This is a genomic window from Bradyrhizobium sp. BWC-3-1, from assembly GCF_032917965.1.
GTDB classification, from domain to species: Bacteria; Pseudomonadota; Alphaproteobacteria; order Rhizobiales; family Xanthobacteraceae; genus Bradyrhizobium; species Bradyrhizobium canariense_D.
Window position 1 is genome coordinate 5,837,010 of sequence record NZ_CP136625.1, and the last position, 15,587, is coordinate 5,852,596.

At 61.7% G+C, this 15,587-nt stretch carries 15 protein-coding genes; 5 read left to right on the forward strand and 10 right to left on the reverse strand.

What is annotated here, in order from left to right; genetic code table 11:
• Nucleotides 1-7: 7 nt before the first annotated feature.
• Genes RX329_RS28385 through RX329_RS28405 form a run of 5 tightly spaced genes read right to left on the reverse strand, consistent with a single transcriptional unit; the run spans nt 8 to nt 4,552 of the window.
• Nucleotides 8-1,195: an acetyl-CoA C-acyltransferase gene (locus RX329_RS28385; protein WP_317244645.1), complete on the reverse strand. Its 1,188-nt coding sequence runs from the start codon at nt 1,193-1,195 to the stop codon at nt 8-10.
• 14 nt (nt 1,196-1,209) lie between these two features.
• Nucleotides 1,210-2,340 carry an acyl-CoA dehydrogenase family protein gene (locus tag RX329_RS28390; RefSeq protein ID WP_018458776.1) on the reverse strand — a complete coding sequence of 377 codons (1,131 nt, stop codon included), beginning with the start codon at nt 2,338-2,340 and terminating at the stop codon, nt 1,210-1,212.
• Nucleotides 2,341-2,363: 23 nt separating this feature from the next.
• On the reverse strand, nt 2,364-3,545 hold the full coding sequence (locus RX329_RS28395) for an acyl-CoA dehydrogenase family protein (protein ID WP_018458775.1): 1,182 nt from the start codon (nt 3,543-3,545) through the stop codon (nt 2,364-2,366).
• A 9-nt stretch (nt 3,546-3,554) separates the two neighbouring features.
• Complete coding sequence (locus RX329_RS28400) at nt 3,555-4,292, reverse strand: SDR family oxidoreductase (RefSeq protein ID WP_317244646.1); 738 nt, start codon at nt 4,290-4,292, stop codon at nt 3,555-3,557.
• A gap of 14 nt (nt 4,293-4,306) precedes the next feature.
• Entirely contained in the window at nt 4,307-4,552 is a 246-nt protein-coding gene (locus tag RX329_RS28405) for a hypothetical protein (protein ID WP_317244647.1), read from the reverse strand.
• Between the two features lie 229 nt (nt 4,553-4,781).
• Here RX329_RS28405 and RX329_RS28410 point away from each other — a divergent pair, with 229 nt between their 5' ends.
• The gene (locus RX329_RS28410) at nt 4,782-5,525 is read left to right on the forward strand and encodes an SDR family NAD(P)-dependent oxidoreductase (protein WP_026233658.1); all 744 of its coding nucleotides are present in this window, start codon (nt 4,782-4,784) and stop codon (nt 5,523-5,525) included.
• 70 nt (nt 5,526-5,595) lie between these two features.
• Complete coding sequence (locus RX329_RS28415) at nt 5,596-6,204, forward strand: glutathione S-transferase family protein (protein ID WP_244559912.1); 609 nt, start codon at nt 5,596-5,598, stop codon at nt 6,202-6,204.
• A 33-nt stretch (nt 6,205-6,237) separates the two neighbouring features.
• Here the strand turns inward: RX329_RS28415 and RX329_RS28420 are convergent, their stop codons facing one another.
• Nucleotides 6,238-7,437 carry a CaiB/BaiF CoA-transferase family protein gene (locus RX329_RS28420; RefSeq protein WP_317244649.1) on the reverse strand — a complete coding sequence of 400 codons (1,200 nt, stop codon included), beginning with the start codon at nt 7,435-7,437 and terminating at the stop codon, nt 6,238-6,240.
• A gap of 99 nt (nt 7,438-7,536) precedes the next feature.
• Nucleotides 7,537-8,169: a 2-hydroxychromene-2-carboxylate isomerase gene (locus tag RX329_RS28425; protein ID WP_018458769.1), complete on the reverse strand. Its 633-nt coding sequence runs from the start codon at nt 8,167-8,169 to the stop codon at nt 7,537-7,539.
• Between the two features lie 239 nt (nt 8,170-8,408).
• On the opposite strand from RX329_RS28425, the gene RX329_RS28430 reads away from it, so the two are divergent.
• Nucleotides 8,409-8,921 (forward strand): helix-turn-helix domain-containing protein, encoded by a 513-nt coding sequence (locus RX329_RS28430; RefSeq protein WP_317244650.1) that lies wholly within the window; start codon nt 8,409-8,411, stop codon nt 8,919-8,921.
• A gap of 26 nt (nt 8,922-8,947) precedes the next feature.
• Here the strand turns inward: RX329_RS28430 and RX329_RS28435 are convergent, their stop codons facing one another.
• Nucleotides 8,948-10,750 (reverse strand): AMP-binding protein, encoded by a 1,803-nt coding sequence (locus RX329_RS28435; RefSeq protein ID WP_317244651.1) that lies wholly within the window; start codon nt 10,748-10,750, stop codon nt 8,948-8,950.
• Between the two features lie 57 nt (nt 10,751-10,807).
• Nucleotides 10,808-12,007 carry an ABC transporter substrate-binding protein gene (locus tag RX329_RS28440; RefSeq protein WP_317244653.1) on the reverse strand — a complete coding sequence of 400 codons (1,200 nt, stop codon included), beginning with the start codon at nt 12,005-12,007 and terminating at the stop codon, nt 10,808-10,810.
• A gap of 346 nt (nt 12,008-12,353) precedes the next feature.
• On the opposite strand from RX329_RS28440, the gene RX329_RS28445 reads away from it, so the two are divergent.
• Both RX329_RS28445 and RX329_RS28450 read left to right on the forward strand, forming a co-directional pair.
• Nucleotides 12,354-13,514 (forward strand): iron-containing alcohol dehydrogenase, encoded by a 1,161-nt coding sequence (locus tag RX329_RS28445; RefSeq protein ID WP_317244654.1) that lies wholly within the window; start codon nt 12,354-12,356, stop codon nt 13,512-13,514.
• A gap of 209 nt (nt 13,515-13,723) precedes the next feature.
• A complete protein-coding gene (locus RX329_RS28450; protein WP_317244656.1) occupies nt 13,724-14,023 on the forward strand; it encodes a hypothetical protein in 300 nt (99 codons plus the stop codon).
• 144 nt (nt 14,024-14,167) lie between these two features.
• Here the strand turns inward: RX329_RS28450 and hydA are convergent, their stop codons facing one another.
• A complete protein-coding gene (gene hydA / locus RX329_RS28455; protein ID WP_317244657.1) occupies nt 14,168-15,577 on the reverse strand; it encodes a dihydropyrimidinase in 1,410 nt (469 codons plus the stop codon).
• Between the last annotated feature and the right edge of the window lie 10 nt (nt 15,578-15,587).

The window sequence follows — 15,587 nt, forward strand, 5'->3', positions numbered from 1 at the left end:
TTTCCGATCAGTTGACGAGTTCAAATAGGCCGGCCGCGCCCATGCCGCCGCCGATGCACATGGTCACCACGCCGTACTTCGCCTTGCGCCGCCGCCCCTCGATCAGGATATGGCCCGCAAGCCGGCTGCCCGTCATGCCGTAGGGATGGCCGATCGCGATCGAGCCGCCATTGACGTTCAGCTTGTCCGGATCGATGCCGAGCTTGTCGCGGCAGTAGATCACCTGGACAGCATAGGCTTCGTTCAGCTCCCAAAGATCGATGTCATCGATCCTCAGGCCGTGGCGCTTGAGAAGGCGCGGGATCGCCGCGACCGGACCGATGCCCATTTCGTCCGGCTCGACTCCGGCGGCGACGAAGCCGCGGAAGATGCCGAGCGGCTTAAGGCCCTTCTTGGCGGCGGTCTTGTCGCTCATGAGCACGCAGGCCGATGCTCCGTCGGAGAGCTGGCTGGCATTGCCGGCCGTGATGGTCTTGCCTTCGAATACCGGCTTGATCTTCGCCAGTCCTTCCGCCGTGGTCTCGGGGCGCGGCCCTTCGTCCTTCGACAGCGTCACCTGCTGATAGGAGACCTCCCTGGTGTCCTTGTTGACGACGGCCATCGTCGTTGTGATCGGGACGATCTCGTCATTGAAGCGACCGGCCTGCATCGCGGCACCAATGCGGCGCTGACATTCGAGGCTGTATTCGTCCTGCCGGTCGCGACCGATCTTGTAGCGCTCGGCGACAATCTCGGCAGTGTCGAGCATCGACATGTACATCTCGGGCTTCATCGCCATCAGCTCGTCGTCGACGGCGTGGAACCTGTTCATGTGGTCGTTCTGCACCAGGCTGATCGATTCGATGCCGCCTCCGATCGCGATCTCGACGCCATCCAGCATAATCGAGCGGGCCGCGACCGCGATCGCCTGCAGGCCGGAGGCGCACTGCCGATCGATCGTGGTGCCGGCGACGGTGAGCGGCAGGCCGGCACGAACCGCCCCCTTGCGTGCGACGTTCATCACCATGGTGCCCTGCTGCATCGCGCAACCCATCACCACGTCTTCGACCTCGTCCGGCTCAACGCCCGCGCGCCTCACCGCTTCGGCCATCACATGGCCAGCCATGGTCGGCCCCTCGGTGTTGTTCAGCGCACCGCGATAGGCCTTGCCGACGCCGGTGCGGGCGGTGGAAACGATAACTGCCTCTGTCGTCATGGCTGCCTCTTTGGTTACGCTGCCGCGTCGAGCTGCACATAACGCAGCAAGTGGTGAGCGGGATCGCCGAACTGGATATTGATCGAGGAGATTCGCTTAAAGTAGTGACCGACGTTCAATTCGTCGGTCATGCCCATGCCGCCGTGGAGCTGCACCGCCTGGTCGGCGATGAACTTGCCGGCATAGCCGACCCTCGACTTGGCGCCGGAGGCGAGGCGCGAGATGCCACTTTCGCCGGCACCGAGGCTGAGACTGAGATGCTGCATCAGGGAAAGCGCCTCCTGATGCGCGATGAACATGTCGACCATCCGGTGCTGCAACACCTGGAAGCTGCCGATGGTGACGCCGAACTGCTTTCGGGCCTTGGCGTATTCCAGCGTCGCAGAGTTCAGTTCGGCCATCGCGCCGACCGCCTCGGCGCAGAGCGCGCCGATGGCCCTGTCGCGGCAGCCTTCCAGCAGGGCGACGCCTTCGCCCTCGCTGCCGAGCAACTCGCCGCGCACATCGCGGAAAGTGATCTCCGCGGCACGGCGGCCGTCGATGGTCTTGAAGCTCCGCAATTCGAGATTCGCCGCCCGGGCGTCGACGACGAACAGGCTGACGCCGCCACAATCGTCGCGCTTGCCGGCAGTCCGGGCGGAGACGATGAGATAATCGGCCCAAGGCGCCGCTATGACGGCGGTCTTCTCACCACTAAGCGTGTAGTCCTTTCCCTCTCGCCGCGCCGTGGCCGCGACATTGGCGAGATCGAAGCGCGAGTTTTTTTCGGTCCAGGCCAGCGCCCAGATCTTGTGTCCGGCGATGATATCGGGAATGAAGGCCTGCTTCTGCTCTTTCGTCCCTGCCTGCTCGATCAAGCCGCCGACCAGCACGACCGTCTCCACGTACGGCTCCACGACAAGGTGGCGGCCGAACTCCTGGGCAACGATCATAGTAGAGAGCGGGCCGCCACCAAGTCCGCCGCTCTCCTCGGAGAATGGCGCGGCGAGCAGGCCGAGCTCCGCAAAAGCGCCCCACTGCTTGCGGCTCCAGCCCTCTTCGCTGGCCACGATCTTGCGGCGCGCCTCGAAGCTGTATTGGTCGCGTAGCATACGCTGTACGCTGGAGCGCAACAGTTCCTGCTCTTCCGTGAACTGGATATCCATCCGATCCTCTTGTTGCGCTGTTGCTAGAGACCGAGCACCGCTTTGGCGATGATGTTGCGCTGGATCTCGTTTGATCCACCGTAGATGCTGAGCTTGCGCGCGTTCAGGTATTTCTCCGACGCTGTGTGGCCGTAATCGGCACCCGGCATGAACTGGTTTGCGCCCGACGGTTGCTCGCGAAGCGCCAGGCCATAGTTGCCGATGGCACGATGTGTGAGCTCGGTAATGCCCTGGAAGATCTCGGTGCCGCGGATCTTGAACAGCGAGGCCGCGGGCCCCGGATCGATGCCGCGCGCCATCTGGGCAACGACCCGCAGCTCGGTGGCCTCGAGCGCGAGCACATCGAGCTCGAGCCGGCCGATCTCCTTGCGAAATTCGAGATGCGCCGGATCGTCCGCTGCGATCTCCGCTTTCACGATCTTCTTCAACCGGTCGAGGTAGCGCGTCGACCGGCCGATCCCGGCCATGCTGGTGCGCTCGTTGCCCAGCAGGAATTTTGCGTAGGTCCAGCCCTTGTTCTCCTCGCCGATCAGGTTCTCGACGGGAACGCGGACATCCTCGAGGAAGACGTCATTGACCTCGTGCGAACCGTCGATCGTGATGATCGGACGCACGGTCACGCCTGGCGACTTCATGTCGATCAGGAGGAACGAGATGCCCGCCTGAGGCTTGGCGCTCGAATCAGTACGCACCAGGCAGAAGATCCAGTCGGCGTGCTGCGCCAACGTTGTCCAGGTCTTGTGACCGTTGACGATGTAATGGTCGCCGTCGCGCACAGCCTTGGTCCGGACGGTGGCGAGGTCTGAGCCTGAGCCCGGCTCGGAATAGCCTTGGCACCACCAGTCTTCACCCGACAGTATCCGCGGCAAGAACTTCTGCTTCTGGGCATCATTGCCGAAGGTGTAAATGACCGGACCAACCATGGTGACGCTGAACGCCAACGGCGGCAGCGTCCCGGCCCGGCTGGTCTCCTGCTCGAAGATGAAACGCCGGGTGATCGACCAGCCGGGGCCGCCAAATTCCTTGGGCCAAAGCGGCGCGATCCAGCCCTTCTCGTAGAGAATTTGGTGCCAGAGCAACGATTGCTCTTTGGTCAGGTCGGTCTCCGGATTAGGGACCCGCATTTCCTTCGGATAGTTTTCGGCGATGAAAGCGCGCACCTCATCACGGAAGGCCGCATCTTCGGGAGACAGTGCGAGTTCCATCTGCGCTTCCTACCACTTCTCACCGAAGGGGCGGATTTCCAGCTCAAAGGTCCAGGCGCTCTTCGGCTGCTGATACAGCTGCCAATAGGACGCCGCGACCGAGGCCGGCGGCATCAGCAGATCCGGGTCGTCGAGCGCATTAGGCCCGAGCGCTTCCAGGCGCCGCTGGCGGACCCATTCGGTGTCGACGCCGGAATCGATAACGAGGTGCGCGACGTGGATATTCTTCGGGCCGAGTTCGCGCGCCATTGCCTGCGCCACAGCGCGCAGTCCGAATTTGGCGCTGGCAAAGGCGGCATAGCCGCTGCCACCGCGCAATGAAGCGGTCGCACCGGTGAAGAAGATGTTGCCTTGGCCGCGCGGCAGCATCAGCCGGGCCGCCTCGCGCCCGGCGAGGAAGCCGGAGTAGCAGGCCATCTCCCAGACCTTGCGGAACACGCGCTCGGTCGTCTCGAGGATCGGGAAGTTGACGTTGGCACCGATATTGAAGATGCAGACATCCAATGGTGCGTGCTTGTCGGCGTCGCTCAGAAAGGAGACGATCTCCTCCTCCTTGCGCGCGTCGAGCGAACGTGCGTGGATCTCGCCGCCGGCGGCCTCGATCTCCTTGACCAGCGGCACCAGCTTGTCGCCGTTGCGGCGACCCGCGAAGACAGTAAAGCCCTCGGAGGCAAATTTCTTGGCGATCTCGCCGCCGATGAAATCGCCCGCGCCGATCACGGCGACGGTTGCATTTCTCTTTTTCAAGGAACTTCTCCCAGTTAGGTTAGGCGCGCTGTGTGCGAAGCAGTTCTATCGGCCCTGGTGGACCACATTTTTTGAGCGAGACCAGAACAATCGGGATTCGCCATCGCGCCGATCGAGGCTACCATGGTCGTGGCGCAGTCCTCGATCGGCCCGATCTGGTCCACCGCTTTGGCAAGATGGCGATCTGTCGATTGGTCGATGCGGCCAGCAAACCGAAAAGCGGTTTGATCGAGACCGAGTGCTTGCGACAGCTTCGCCACGACTAACCGCCTCCCGACTGAAAAACATCGACGCCTTTTTCAGCATTGCGCCTCGAAGCGAAACATGCGTTCTTTTTTAGAACTCGTCAATCGCTATTTTGTTGTCACGATCGGATCAGAAAACGGCAAGCTTGCTGCCCTATTTCAGCGCTCTTGAGAACACCGTTTACAACCGGACTTCCAACCGATACCCATAGCGTATCAAATAAGAACTTATGGGAGAGGCAGCATGGGAGAAAGTCGCGGGGTCGCGATGCTGGTCGGCGCGGGTGATGCCATCGGCGCTGCCGTTGCGCGGCGGTTTGCCAGCGGCGGCTACACTATTTGCATCTGCAGACGCGATCCGACCAAATCTCAGGCGCTTGTCGACGAGCTCAGGGCGAAAGGCCACAACATCCACGCCTTCAGCGTCGACGCCCGTCAGGAAGCAGAAGTCCAGAAGCTATTCGCGGGCGTCGAGCGCGACATCGGTCCGATCGAGATCTGCCTGTTCAATGCCGGTTCGAACGTCAACAAGCCCCTGCTGGAGACTACCGAAAAGCTCTTCTTCAAGGCCTGGGAGCTGGCCTGTTACGCCGGCTTCCTGGTCGGACGCGAAGCCGCGCGCGTCATGCTGCCGCGCCGATGCGGCACCATTCTTTTTACCGGTGCGACCGCAAGCATCCGGGGCAGCAAGGGATTTGTCGCGTTCTCGTCGGCAAAATTCGGCCTTCGCGCGCTGGCCCAGGCGATGGCGCGCGAGCTCGGGCCCAAGAACATTCACGTCGTCCATCTCATCATCGACGCTGGCGTCGATAGCGAGGCTATTCATCAGCGCATGAAAGCGGCCAGGGGGATCGAGGCCAGTGAGATCCCGCCGGACAGCCTGACCAAGACCTCCTCAATTGCCGAAGCGTATTGGTTTGCCCATCAGCAAAGCCGCGACGGCTGGACCCATGAACTCGATCTTCGCCCCGCCGTAGAGAAATGGTGACATGAGCGACAATCCAGACCTCACTTTGTGGGGCGTCGGGACAAGCCGCACCGTTCGGCCGCACTGGGCGATGCACGAGCTGGGGCTGGCCTACGAGATCAAACCGATCGGCCCACGGACCGGCGAGACCAAGACCGCCGAATATACCAGGCTCAATCCGCGCCAGAAGATTCCGCTGCTGCAGGACGGTGATTTCCGCATCGGCGAGAGCGCCGCGATCGTCGCTTATCTGTCGCGGATGTACTCGACGCCGGAGCGTGCCTTGATTCCGGAAGCCACCCGCGACTATGCCGCGTGGCTGGAATGGTGCTTCTTTATCGTCACCGAGCTCGACTCCACCAGCCTGTACGTGATGCGCCGTCACAGCGCCGATGCGCTCGGCCCGATCTACGGCGTCGCGCCGGAGGTCGTAGCTCAAGCCGCAGAATACTTTCGGGCGCAGCTGCGCCATGTCGAGGTCGCGCTGGCCGACGGCCGACATTTTATCATGGGCGAGCGATTCAGCAGCGCCGACATCCTGCTGACGACGTGCCTGGACTGGGCGATCGCCTACGGGGTAGGCATCTGCGACAATGCGCAGCCCTATCTCGAGCGCATGCGAAGCCGGGAGGCTTACCAGCGAGCGGTTGCCGCGAATGCTCCGCGCGCACCAATTAAACCGACGCCTGCCAAGGCCTGAGAACCGTTCGCCGGACGCGCGAAGTGCATCGACCTACATGGCCACGCGTAACGTGCGTGCAGCGACCATATCGTCGATCGCGCCATCATCGTAGCCCAGTTCGCGAAGCACCTCGCGCGAGTGCTCCCCGACGCGCGGGGCCGGTCCGCCGATGGCAGCCTGGTTGACCTCGAAGCGAGCCGCGGGCTTGGGCTGGCGCACACGGCCGACCTTCGGTTGGTCGAACTCCGCGATGATTCCGCGCGCCACGACCTGCTCATTGTGGATGATCTCGCCGCGCCGCAGGATCGGCGCGCAAGGGACATCCGCAGCGTCCAACCGCTCCAGCCATTCGGCGGTCGTGTGCCGGCCGATATACTCCGCCATCTTGTTGATGCGCGCCGTGGCGTTCACCGAACGCGCGGACGGGGTCGCAAACCGGGCATCGTTGGCGAGTTCGGGATCGCCGGACGCGCGGCAGAAGCCCTGCCATTCGGAATCTGAGATGGTGCCGGCCGTGATGTAACCATCGCTGGTCTTGAACACGAGATCCGGGCGGTCGTTGGGATCGGCGGCAGCGGCCTCGGCTCCGACCATCGTGTACTGCATCATGCCTTCCGGCCAGAGGTAGGAAATCATCGCGTCCAGCATCGCGACCTGGATATGATCCCCCTGCCCCGTCTTCTCACGCGCGTAGAGCGCCGCCGCCACCGCCTGCGCGGTGAACACGGCGGTGGTCTTGTCGCACACGATGGTGCGGATCATCTGCGGGCGATTGGTGACCGGCTGCGACTGGATATCGGCAAAGCCCGACAGGCCCTGAATGATTGGATCGTAGACGCGCTTCTTCACATAGGGCCCGGTGTCGCCGACGCCGCTGATCGAGACATAGATCAAGCGCGGATGACGCCGGCGCAGTTCTTCGACGCCGAGGCCGAGGCGCTCCATGGTGCCGGGCCGGAAGTTCTGCACCAGAACATCGGCCTGCGCGACCAGCTTGGCCAGCACCTCGTGCCCGGCGGGGCTCTTGACGTCGATCGAGAGCGAACGCTTGCCGCGGTTGGACGAGATGAACAGCGCGGAGAACTCGCCGTCCTGGTCGATGGTGGCCCGGCTGCGACGGGTGATATCGCCACCGATCGGCTCGATCTTGAGCACGTCGGCGCCCTGGTCCGCCAGAAACATGGTCGCAAACGGGCCCGACACCACGCCGGTGAGATCGAGGACACGAACGCCGCTAAGCGGACCAGCCATTTCACTCTCCCTGGATTGTTTTTCTGCCGACGGGCTGAGGATAAACTCCGGCTTACCGTCAGCCCTTCGCCTCAACCCGCACGGACCGCAAGTCGGTAACTAGCCGGTCTTGGAAACGGGCTGCCGGGTCTGTTCGACGATCGATTCCTCGACGTCCCGGAGTTGATCCTTGCCGAAAAACATCTCCTTACCGACGAAGAATGTCGGCGAGCCGAAGGCACCGCGGGCGACGGCGTCATTGGTCAGGTCAATCAGCTTCTTTTTGACGTCATCCTGCTGCGCGCGCGTAACCAGCCTGTCGATGTCGATCCCCGAGGAGGCAAATGCGGTCCGGAACACTTCGGGATCATCCATCTTCTTGGGCTCCTCCCACATGTGATGATAGGCGGCGCGGAAATAGGGTTCGAATACGCCTTCGAACTGGGCCGCGACGGCGCCGCGCATCAGCATCAAAGTATTGACTGGAAAGAAGGTATTCTGACGAAATTTCGTGATGTTGTGGCGGCGGATAAACCGCTGGGTCTCGAGCGCCTGGTATTCCGGCTTGTTCTTGATCCCGCGAAGCGAGTCGAACGGGGACATGTTGCCGGTCGCCTTGTAGATCCCGCCGAGCAGGACCGGGACGTACTCGAATTTTACCCCCGTCCGCCGCTCGATCCCGGGGATGGCGACCTCCGCCAGATACGCGTTTGGGCTGCCGAAATCGAACTGGAATTCAACCTTGAGGGTCATGACCGCTTTCTCCCGCAGAGCGTATTGGATGGTCAGGGACCGGCGATCCAATCGCATGGCTTGCCTGTTCTCACTTCTACAGTTCTAAAAACGAACTGTCAAATTGGGCTAGATTTATGCTGGTTTGACCGTTTCATCGGGTATTGTTTGGAATTCAGTACCTATCTAGAATGCAAGGCAAATATGGCGGCCTCGGCAGCGATTCGAGCGGGTCTCGCTGGGATGACTGGAGAATACGGATGAAGTGGAAAGAACTGGAGGAAGAGCCGTGTTCGATGGCCCGAACCATCGGCGTGATCGGTGACCGCTGGACCCTTCTGATCCTGCGCGAATGTTTTTTGCGCAGGCGGCGCTTCGAAGGATTCCAGTCGGCGCTCGGAATTACACGTCATCTCCTCGCCGAACGGCTGAAGAAGCTGGTCCGGCAGGGCATTCTGCGCCGCATTCCCTACCAGGAGGCGCCAAAGCGGCACGAATATATCCTGACCCAGAAGGGTCTCGATCTTTATCCGATCATGATGGCGCTCGTGCATTGGGGCGACACTCACATGGTCGACGAGCGCGGCCGGCCGCTGCTGCACCAGCACCGCAAGTGCGGAAAGGACTTCGACCCGGTCATGGTGTGCTCTGAATGCGGCGAGCCGCTCTCGGCCAAGGAGGTTCATACCCATCCAGGCCCCGGCGCCCAAAGCCCGCTGACGACAGCCGCACCTGACAAGCCGAAGGCAAAGGCACGCCGCAGCGCCGCTTGAGCCGGCCACCGGCGTCAGGCACTGAATCAGACTCGAATCACGGCTGCGTCGGGTTCGTTGCAGTGGAGACGGTCCGCTTGTTCAGCCCGGTGCTTGAGCACAGCACGTTGATTGACATAGGCCTTGTCGGTGATTTCTCCCGCGGCCAATGAGGGCGGATCCTTCAGCAGGGTGAACGTGCAGATTTTTTCGCTGCTTCCGACGGCCTCATTGTATTCCTGCAAACGATGTCTCAGGAATTCGATCACCTTGGGGTCGCAGGTCAAATCCGCAGCCGGCGCGTTCGAAATCCGCGCCGCCTCGGTTGGATTCAGCCAGCACAGCAGCGCGCAGGCATCACGGTTTTCTCCGGCAACGACAATGTCCAGTAGGACGCCGCGCGTTGCGGCCAGGATGGCGGCACGCATATTGCCGAACGCAACCCAGGTGCCGTTCGCGAGCTTGAAGTTCTCCGAAATTCTGCCGGTGAAACGCAGACCGAACTCCGGCTTCTCGGGATCGATAAACGACACGGTGTCGCCGATGCGGTAGAACCCCTCCTCGTCGAAAGCCTTCTCCGTCAGATCGGCTCTGCCGAGATAACCGGGGGTGACGTTGGGGCCCTTGACCCTGGCCTCGTACGTGTCGGAAACAGGGATCAGTTTCAGCTGCACGCCCGGCGCGGGAAGGCCAATCTCGCCCGGCCGATCCGTTGCCCAATGCGTCGTGCTGATTGTCGGCGCCGTTTCGGTCGTCCCGTACCCCGACATCACCGGAATCCGCCGGCCCGTGACCGATGAAGTCAGCCGATAGAGTTTTTCGAGCGTTCCTTGCGAAATGGCAGCCCCCGCGTAGCTCAATCGATCCAGCCGTTTGAAGATGCTGGCGCCGAGGGCGAAGTCGTTCTCGATGGCATCGCACAACAGGTTATAGCCGGCGGGAACGTTGAACATCGCCGTCGGAGAGATCTCCTTGAGGTTCGCCACCGATTTGTGAAAGAGCTGAGGCAGCGGCCGACCGTCATCGATGTAGAGCGTCCCGCCGTTCCTGAGAATGCCGTGAAGAATGACGTTGCTGCCCATCGTATGGTGCCACGGCAGCCATTCGACCTGAACCGGCGCCTCCGGAGGCGACACCAGCAGGCTCCCCATTTGCAGCGAGCTCGCCATCATGCGATGCGTGTTCAGCACGCCCTTTGGCAGGCCGGTCGAACCGGAGGTGAAGAGAATTTTTGCAACGGCGTCGCTGGGGATTGCACCCGACGCACGCGTGAATCCTTCATGGTCCGTTCGATCCGTCAGGACCCGGAAGGGCGTCGTCTCCGGCGCGCCATCGACGCTGATCCAGGTCGAGTCTGCCAATTCGGGAATGGAACGGGCCGCGGAAAAGTCGCGTGCACTCTGAACGAAAACGAAGTTCGGACGCAGCACCTGCGCGATGTCCTTGAGACGCGCAAGGCCGCCGGGCATCAGCGTGTAGTTCGGCGATATAGGCGCCAGAATGACACCTATCGACATCGCCGCAAAGGAGATCACCGCGTTCTCGATGGAGTTGCCCGAAAGCACTGCCAGCCTGTCAGCCGGCTTTGCGCCCATGTCGATCAAGCTCTGGCCGACCGCCTGCACCTGCGACCATGCCTCGCTATAGGTGATCTCGTCCCATCCCCCTTTGGGATTGCGTTGCGCGAGGAATATTCTGTCCGGAGCCGCGTTTGCCCAGCGCGGCAGAAAATCGGTGACGCGCCAGTCGCATGGCCCCAATTCGAGCGGCGACCTCAATATGAGCGTGCCGTCGGTGCGGCGCTCGACAGAGAGCTCCCGTGGCGCAAACGTCAATGGCTTCGCCGACATCGAAAACGATCTCCTGAATTACCGCGGATGGATAGAACGGGCGGGCTGCGCCAAGCGTCACTCCGACCTGGCGTCCAGGACGTCTCCGAACGCTTGCCACGTCGTGCCGGTCCAGCGCTGCAGCCGCATCTGCGTCCAGATCATGTTCTCGGTCTCGCTCGTGTTGACCTTGATCCCGGGCAGCACAGTCGGAACGACGACGTCTTTCAGGTTCTTCGCCTGCGCCAGAATATTCTTCCGCGACAGATCATCACCGCATTGCTTGAGGATCCGCTCGAGCAGGACGCCTTGCTGATAACCGGTCAGATAGCTGCCGTTGGTGATATCGGCGCCCATCAGATACTTTTCGAAAAACGCCCGGTAGGCCTGCATACCCGGGTCGTCTTTCCATGTCTCGTCCAGGACGTCCTTGTTGGTGGTCCCGACCATCACGCCGACCGATTTGTCGAGGCCGGCCGGTGCGAGCGTGCCTCCGACCGATCCGGACGGGAAATTGATGATTACGGTCGCCTTCCAGCCAATCACCGAAGCTTGCCGGATGGCCTGCGCCGCAAACTTCGGCGTCCCGGCGATCACCAAGGCCTCGGCACCCGAGCTCTTCAGATTGGTAATCTGTGAGTCAATCGTCGGTTCAGTGACCTCGTAGGAAGCACTGACGACCTTGCGGTCGAAATCCTTGCCGAGAAACGCCTTGAAGGCAGCGACGTAATCTTTGCCAAGATCGTCGTTCTGATAGAGGATGGCATACTTGGCGTTCGGTAGCGTTCTCGTCAGGTATTTGGCGTAGATTTTTCCTTCGGTGTCGTAGCTGACAAGACCCGTGGTGATCAGCGGGTAATTGGCGACGTCCGTGAACTTGGACGAGCCGCTGACGATGGCGACACTCGGTACCCCTTTGGCCCTCAGGTATTTTGCAGAGGCCGAGATGCCGGGCGTGCCGAGCTGGCCGAACATGAACGACACTTCGTCGCTTTCGACCAGCTTGCGGACGTGCTCCACCGCTTTGGGAGGACTATATCCGTCGTCATAGGCGATGTAGTTGATCTTGCGTCCTTTGACGCCGCCGCGGTCGTTCAACGCCTGAACGTAGGCCATAAGCCCCTTGCCCACGAGGCCGATCGAAGACGCCGGGCCGCTGAAGGGAAAAACCCCGCCGATCTTGATCTCGGTAGCAGAGATTCCGGGCTCGTCAACGGCGAATGCCGGGCCGGTCAAACATAGAGCGAGAGCCGCAACGATCTTCCATCTCACTGGCATTGCTCGTCCTCCCAAACGTGCACCCTTTTGGGGTACGTGGCTTTGTTTTTTTTTGCGCTGGTGGCCGCTCGCCTCACGTCATTGCGAAAGACGCATCGCGCTGAACGGATCCAGCCGTAACCCGGCGCTTCGCGGCCGTTGCGTTCGGCCATCTCGTGCTCGTATCCTACAGTTCTTTTTTTGAACTCGTCAACTATTAGATTTTAGTTTGCCTATCGATACGCGGCAGGACATCTTCAAGGACGGCCAGAATGCCGGCCTATACAGTCCGGAGGCGGTCCGTTGCATCCTCCGAATATCGCTCCTATAGTTGCTTCTATTTTTGAACTTACAGGCGAGGATCGCAATGCGCAAAGCAGGGGTACACAATTTTCCGGCAATCGATCGTGTCGTTTACGGCAAGGCTGCGTCTGACGCCTTGAACGATGAAGCGGTGCGGCTGGATGCCAAGCGCGTCTTCCTGATCGTCAGCCGCACCTTGAATACCAAGACCGACGAGATCGAGAAGATCCGGCGTGCGCTCGACGAAAGGCATGTCGCGACCTTCGATGGAATTGCAGAGCACACCACGCGCAAGCAAGCTGCCGAGGTTGCCCGTCAAGCCAAAGACGCCGGAGCCGACCTGGTGGTCGCCGTCGGGGGAGGCTCGGCGATCGATCTCGCCAAGATCGTCATCATGGCGATGGAACATGACATCCGTGACGAGGCGGGTTTCGATCCATTTCCCATGGGCCCGGGCGTCACCGTCTCTCCGTTCCGATCGCCAAAAATTCGACAGATCGCGGTGCCATCCACGCTGAACGGCGGCGAATACAATGCAGCAGCGCTCGTCACCGATGAACGCAGCAGGCTGAAGCAGATCTTCTTCCATTCTCTGATGATGCCGGTGGCGATCATTCTCGACCCTGCCCTTACCGTCCATACGCCCTCGAAGCTCTGGATGGGATCGGGAACGCGCTCGATGGACCACGGCATCGAAGCATTGTGCTCACCCGCCGGCACGCCGCTTAGCGACGAGGTGGTCCTGGCCGGCATCCGCACGCTTCGGGAGGGAATGCAACGGACCTTGCAGCAACCCGATGATTTGGAGGCGCGTCGACTGTCTCAATACGGCGCGTGGCTCGCCGCTTTCGGCCTCCAGGCGCGGGTCCCGATGGGAGCCAGTCACGGCATCGGCCACGTGCTTGGCGGGACCTTCGGCGTACCACACTATTATTGCACACCGGTCATCATGCCGAGCCTACTTCGCTACAACAAGGCGTTCACAGAGGATGCGCAAACGCGCTTAGCAGCGGCTCTTGGCGAGCCGGGCATGGAAGCGGCAGCCGCCTTCGCAGAATTCACCAGGAGACTTGGACTACCCGGTCGCCTTGCCGACGTCGGGATCGGCGAAGACAAGTTCGAGCAGATCAGCAAGATTGCGATCAATCATCGCTTCGTGCAGGCCAATCCGCGGCCTTTTAAAAGCGAAGCCGACATCGTCGATCTGTTGCGAATGGCCGCCTAGCCGAATCCGAATGAACTGATACTTGCCCAAATTGACGTGCGGGAGAATCCAGCCATGACATCAGTTCCGCGCCCACGCCGGCAAGTAGGGCCGGCGACGCGCCGGCAACCGTCTATCAACTGTTCATGCAGCAGAGCGCGGATGCTGCCCGCTGGCATGAACATCCACGGTGGAGAAAGCCGTAAAGACAAGGAGGCGATCCCTGTCACATGACTTCGACGCAAGTAAACGAACCGGCTCCCGCTCCGCCCCGCGCCGGCATCGACTGGCAACTCGCTCCCGTTGACTTCATCCGGTTCGAAAAAGGCGGCGCCGAGATCTGCGCGCAAATGAATGATCCCAAGCGCAATGGCGGCCGCGATGCCGCCGGGCTGGTCGAACATCTGCGCCATGACGCTTCGTTGAACGGCTTCATTCCGCGCGGCTGGGCGCCCGGCACAGGTCGGACGACGCCACCAGGCAGCTTCGAGAATCGTGTCAAGGACGTCGCCTTATGGGGGACGGCCTGACAACCTTGTCCGAATTGATTAGATTCGTTTTGCCGCATGCGAAGGCTGGATACGAACATATGACCGGCATGATCTGTGGACTTGAGACGGCCATCGCGCCGCGCGCACGGGCGCCATAGTTGAGCAGCAACGCGTTGAGTCCGATCAGATCAGGCTCGACCTGCCGCGGCTGAGAATGTCGCCTGCGCCTTTGTCGCCGACGATCCTGCCGTGTTCGTACACCACCCGGCCACGGGCGATCGTCGTTACCGGCCATCCCGTGACGTCGAACCCTTCCCATGGCGTGTAGTCCGAGCCGTGATGCAGATCGGCCTGCCGAATAGGCTTCTTCAATTTGGGATCCCAGAGCACGATATCCGCATCGAAGCCGACGCCGATCGAGCCCTTGCGCGGATAGAGGCCGTAGATGCGCGCATGGTTGGTCGCGGTCAGCTCGACGAATTGTTGCAGGCTGATCCGTCCCTTCGACACGCCTTCGGAGAACAGAATCGGCAGCCGGGTCTCGACACCTGGAATGCCGTTCGGCACCCAGCGGAACGAGGTGCGGCCGTTCGGCGTCAGCTTGCCCCTGGGATCGTCGTAACGGAACGGGCAGTGATCGGACGAGAAAGTCTGGAACACGCCCGTGGTGATGCCTTCCCAGATCGCCTGCTGGCTTTCCGCGTCGCGCGGCGGCGGCGAGCAGACATATTTCGCGCCTGACATGTCCATGTTCAGACCCTTCATGTCGTCAGCCGTCAGCGTAATGTATTGCGGGCAGGTCTCGGCATGAACAGGCAATCCGCGCTGCTGAGCCCAGCGCACCTGCTCCATCGCCTCGCGCCCGGAGACGTGCACGATCATGATGGGAACGCCGATCACCTCGGCATGACTGATGGCGCGATGCGTGGCTTCGCGCTCGACCGCCTGTGGCCGCGACACGCCGTGATAATAGGGCGCGATATGGCCCTCGCGTTCCAGCTTGGAGGTCAGGAAACGGATGGCGTCGTAACCCTCGCAATGGACCATCACCAGCGCCTCCTCGCGGCGCGCGACCTCGAAGACCTCGAGCAGCTGCTTGTCACTGAGCACGAGGTCGTCATAGGTCATGAACACTTTGAACGAGGTGTAGCCGTCCTTGACCAGGGCCGGCAGCTCCTGCCCGAGCACGACCGCGGTCGGATCGGAGATGATGAGATGGAAGGCCGTGTCGATATAGCACTCGCCTTCGGCAAGCTTGCGGTAGTTCTGGACGCAGGTCCGCAGCGACCTGCCCTTCTCCTGCAGCGCGAACGGCAGCACCATGGTGTTGCCGCCGGCGGCTGCCGAGCGGGTCGCTGAGGCGAAGTCGTCGGCCATCACCACGTCGGGGCCGGAGGCCTGCGAGATGTGGACATGGCTGTCGATCCCGCCCGGCAGGGCCAGCAGCCCGGTCGCGTCGATCTCGCGCGCTGCGCCTTCGAGATGATCGGCAATGCTGACGATGCGGCCGTCGCGAATGCCGATATCGGCGCGGAACTCGTCGCTGGCCGTCACGATGGTGCCGCCGCGAATAGCAAGATCGAGCTGCGTCACAGGAGTCTCC

Coding starts and splice junctions, on each gene's coding strand:
- RX329_RS28385 (WP_317244645.1), bottom strand. CDS start 1,195: ATGACGACAGAGGCAGTTATCGTTTCCACCGCCCGCACCGGCGTCGGC.
- RX329_RS28390 (WP_018458776.1), bottom strand. CDS start 2,340: ATGGATATCCAGTTCACGGAAGAGCAGGAACTGTTGCGCTCCAGCGTA.
- RX329_RS28395 (WP_018458775.1), bottom strand. CDS start 3,545: ATGGAACTCGCACTGTCTCCCGAAGATGCGGCCTTCCGTGATGAGGTG.
- RX329_RS28410 (WP_026233658.1), top strand. CDS start 4,782: ATGGGAGAAAGTCGCGGGGTCGCGATGCTGGTCGGCGCGGGTGATGCC.
- RX329_RS28415 (WP_244559912.1), top strand. CDS start 5,596: ATGCACGAGCTGGGGCTGGCCTACGAGATCAAACCGATCGGCCCACGG.
- RX329_RS28420 (WP_317244649.1), bottom strand. CDS start 7,437: ATGGCTGGTCCGCTTAGCGGCGTTCGTGTCCTCGATCTCACCGGCGTG.
- RX329_RS28425 (WP_018458769.1), bottom strand. CDS start 8,169: ATGACCCTCAAGGTTGAATTCCAGTTCGATTTCGGCAGCCCAAACGCG.
- RX329_RS28430 (WP_317244650.1), top strand. CDS start 8,409: ATGAAGTGGAAAGAACTGGAGGAAGAGCCGTGTTCGATGGCCCGAACC.
- RX329_RS28435 (WP_317244651.1), bottom strand. CDS start 10,750: ATGTCGGCGAAGCCATTGACGTTTGCGCCACGGGAGCTCTCTGTCGAG.
- RX329_RS28440 (WP_317244653.1), bottom strand. CDS start 12,007: ATGCCAGTGAGATGGAAGATCGTTGCGGCTCTCGCTCTATGTTTGACC.
- RX329_RS28445 (WP_317244654.1), top strand. CDS start 12,354: ATGCGCAAAGCAGGGGTACACAATTTTCCGGCAATCGATCGTGTCGTT.
- RX329_RS28450 (WP_317244656.1), top strand. CDS start 13,724: ATGACTTCGACGCAAGTAAACGAACCGGCTCCCGCTCCGCCCCGCGCC.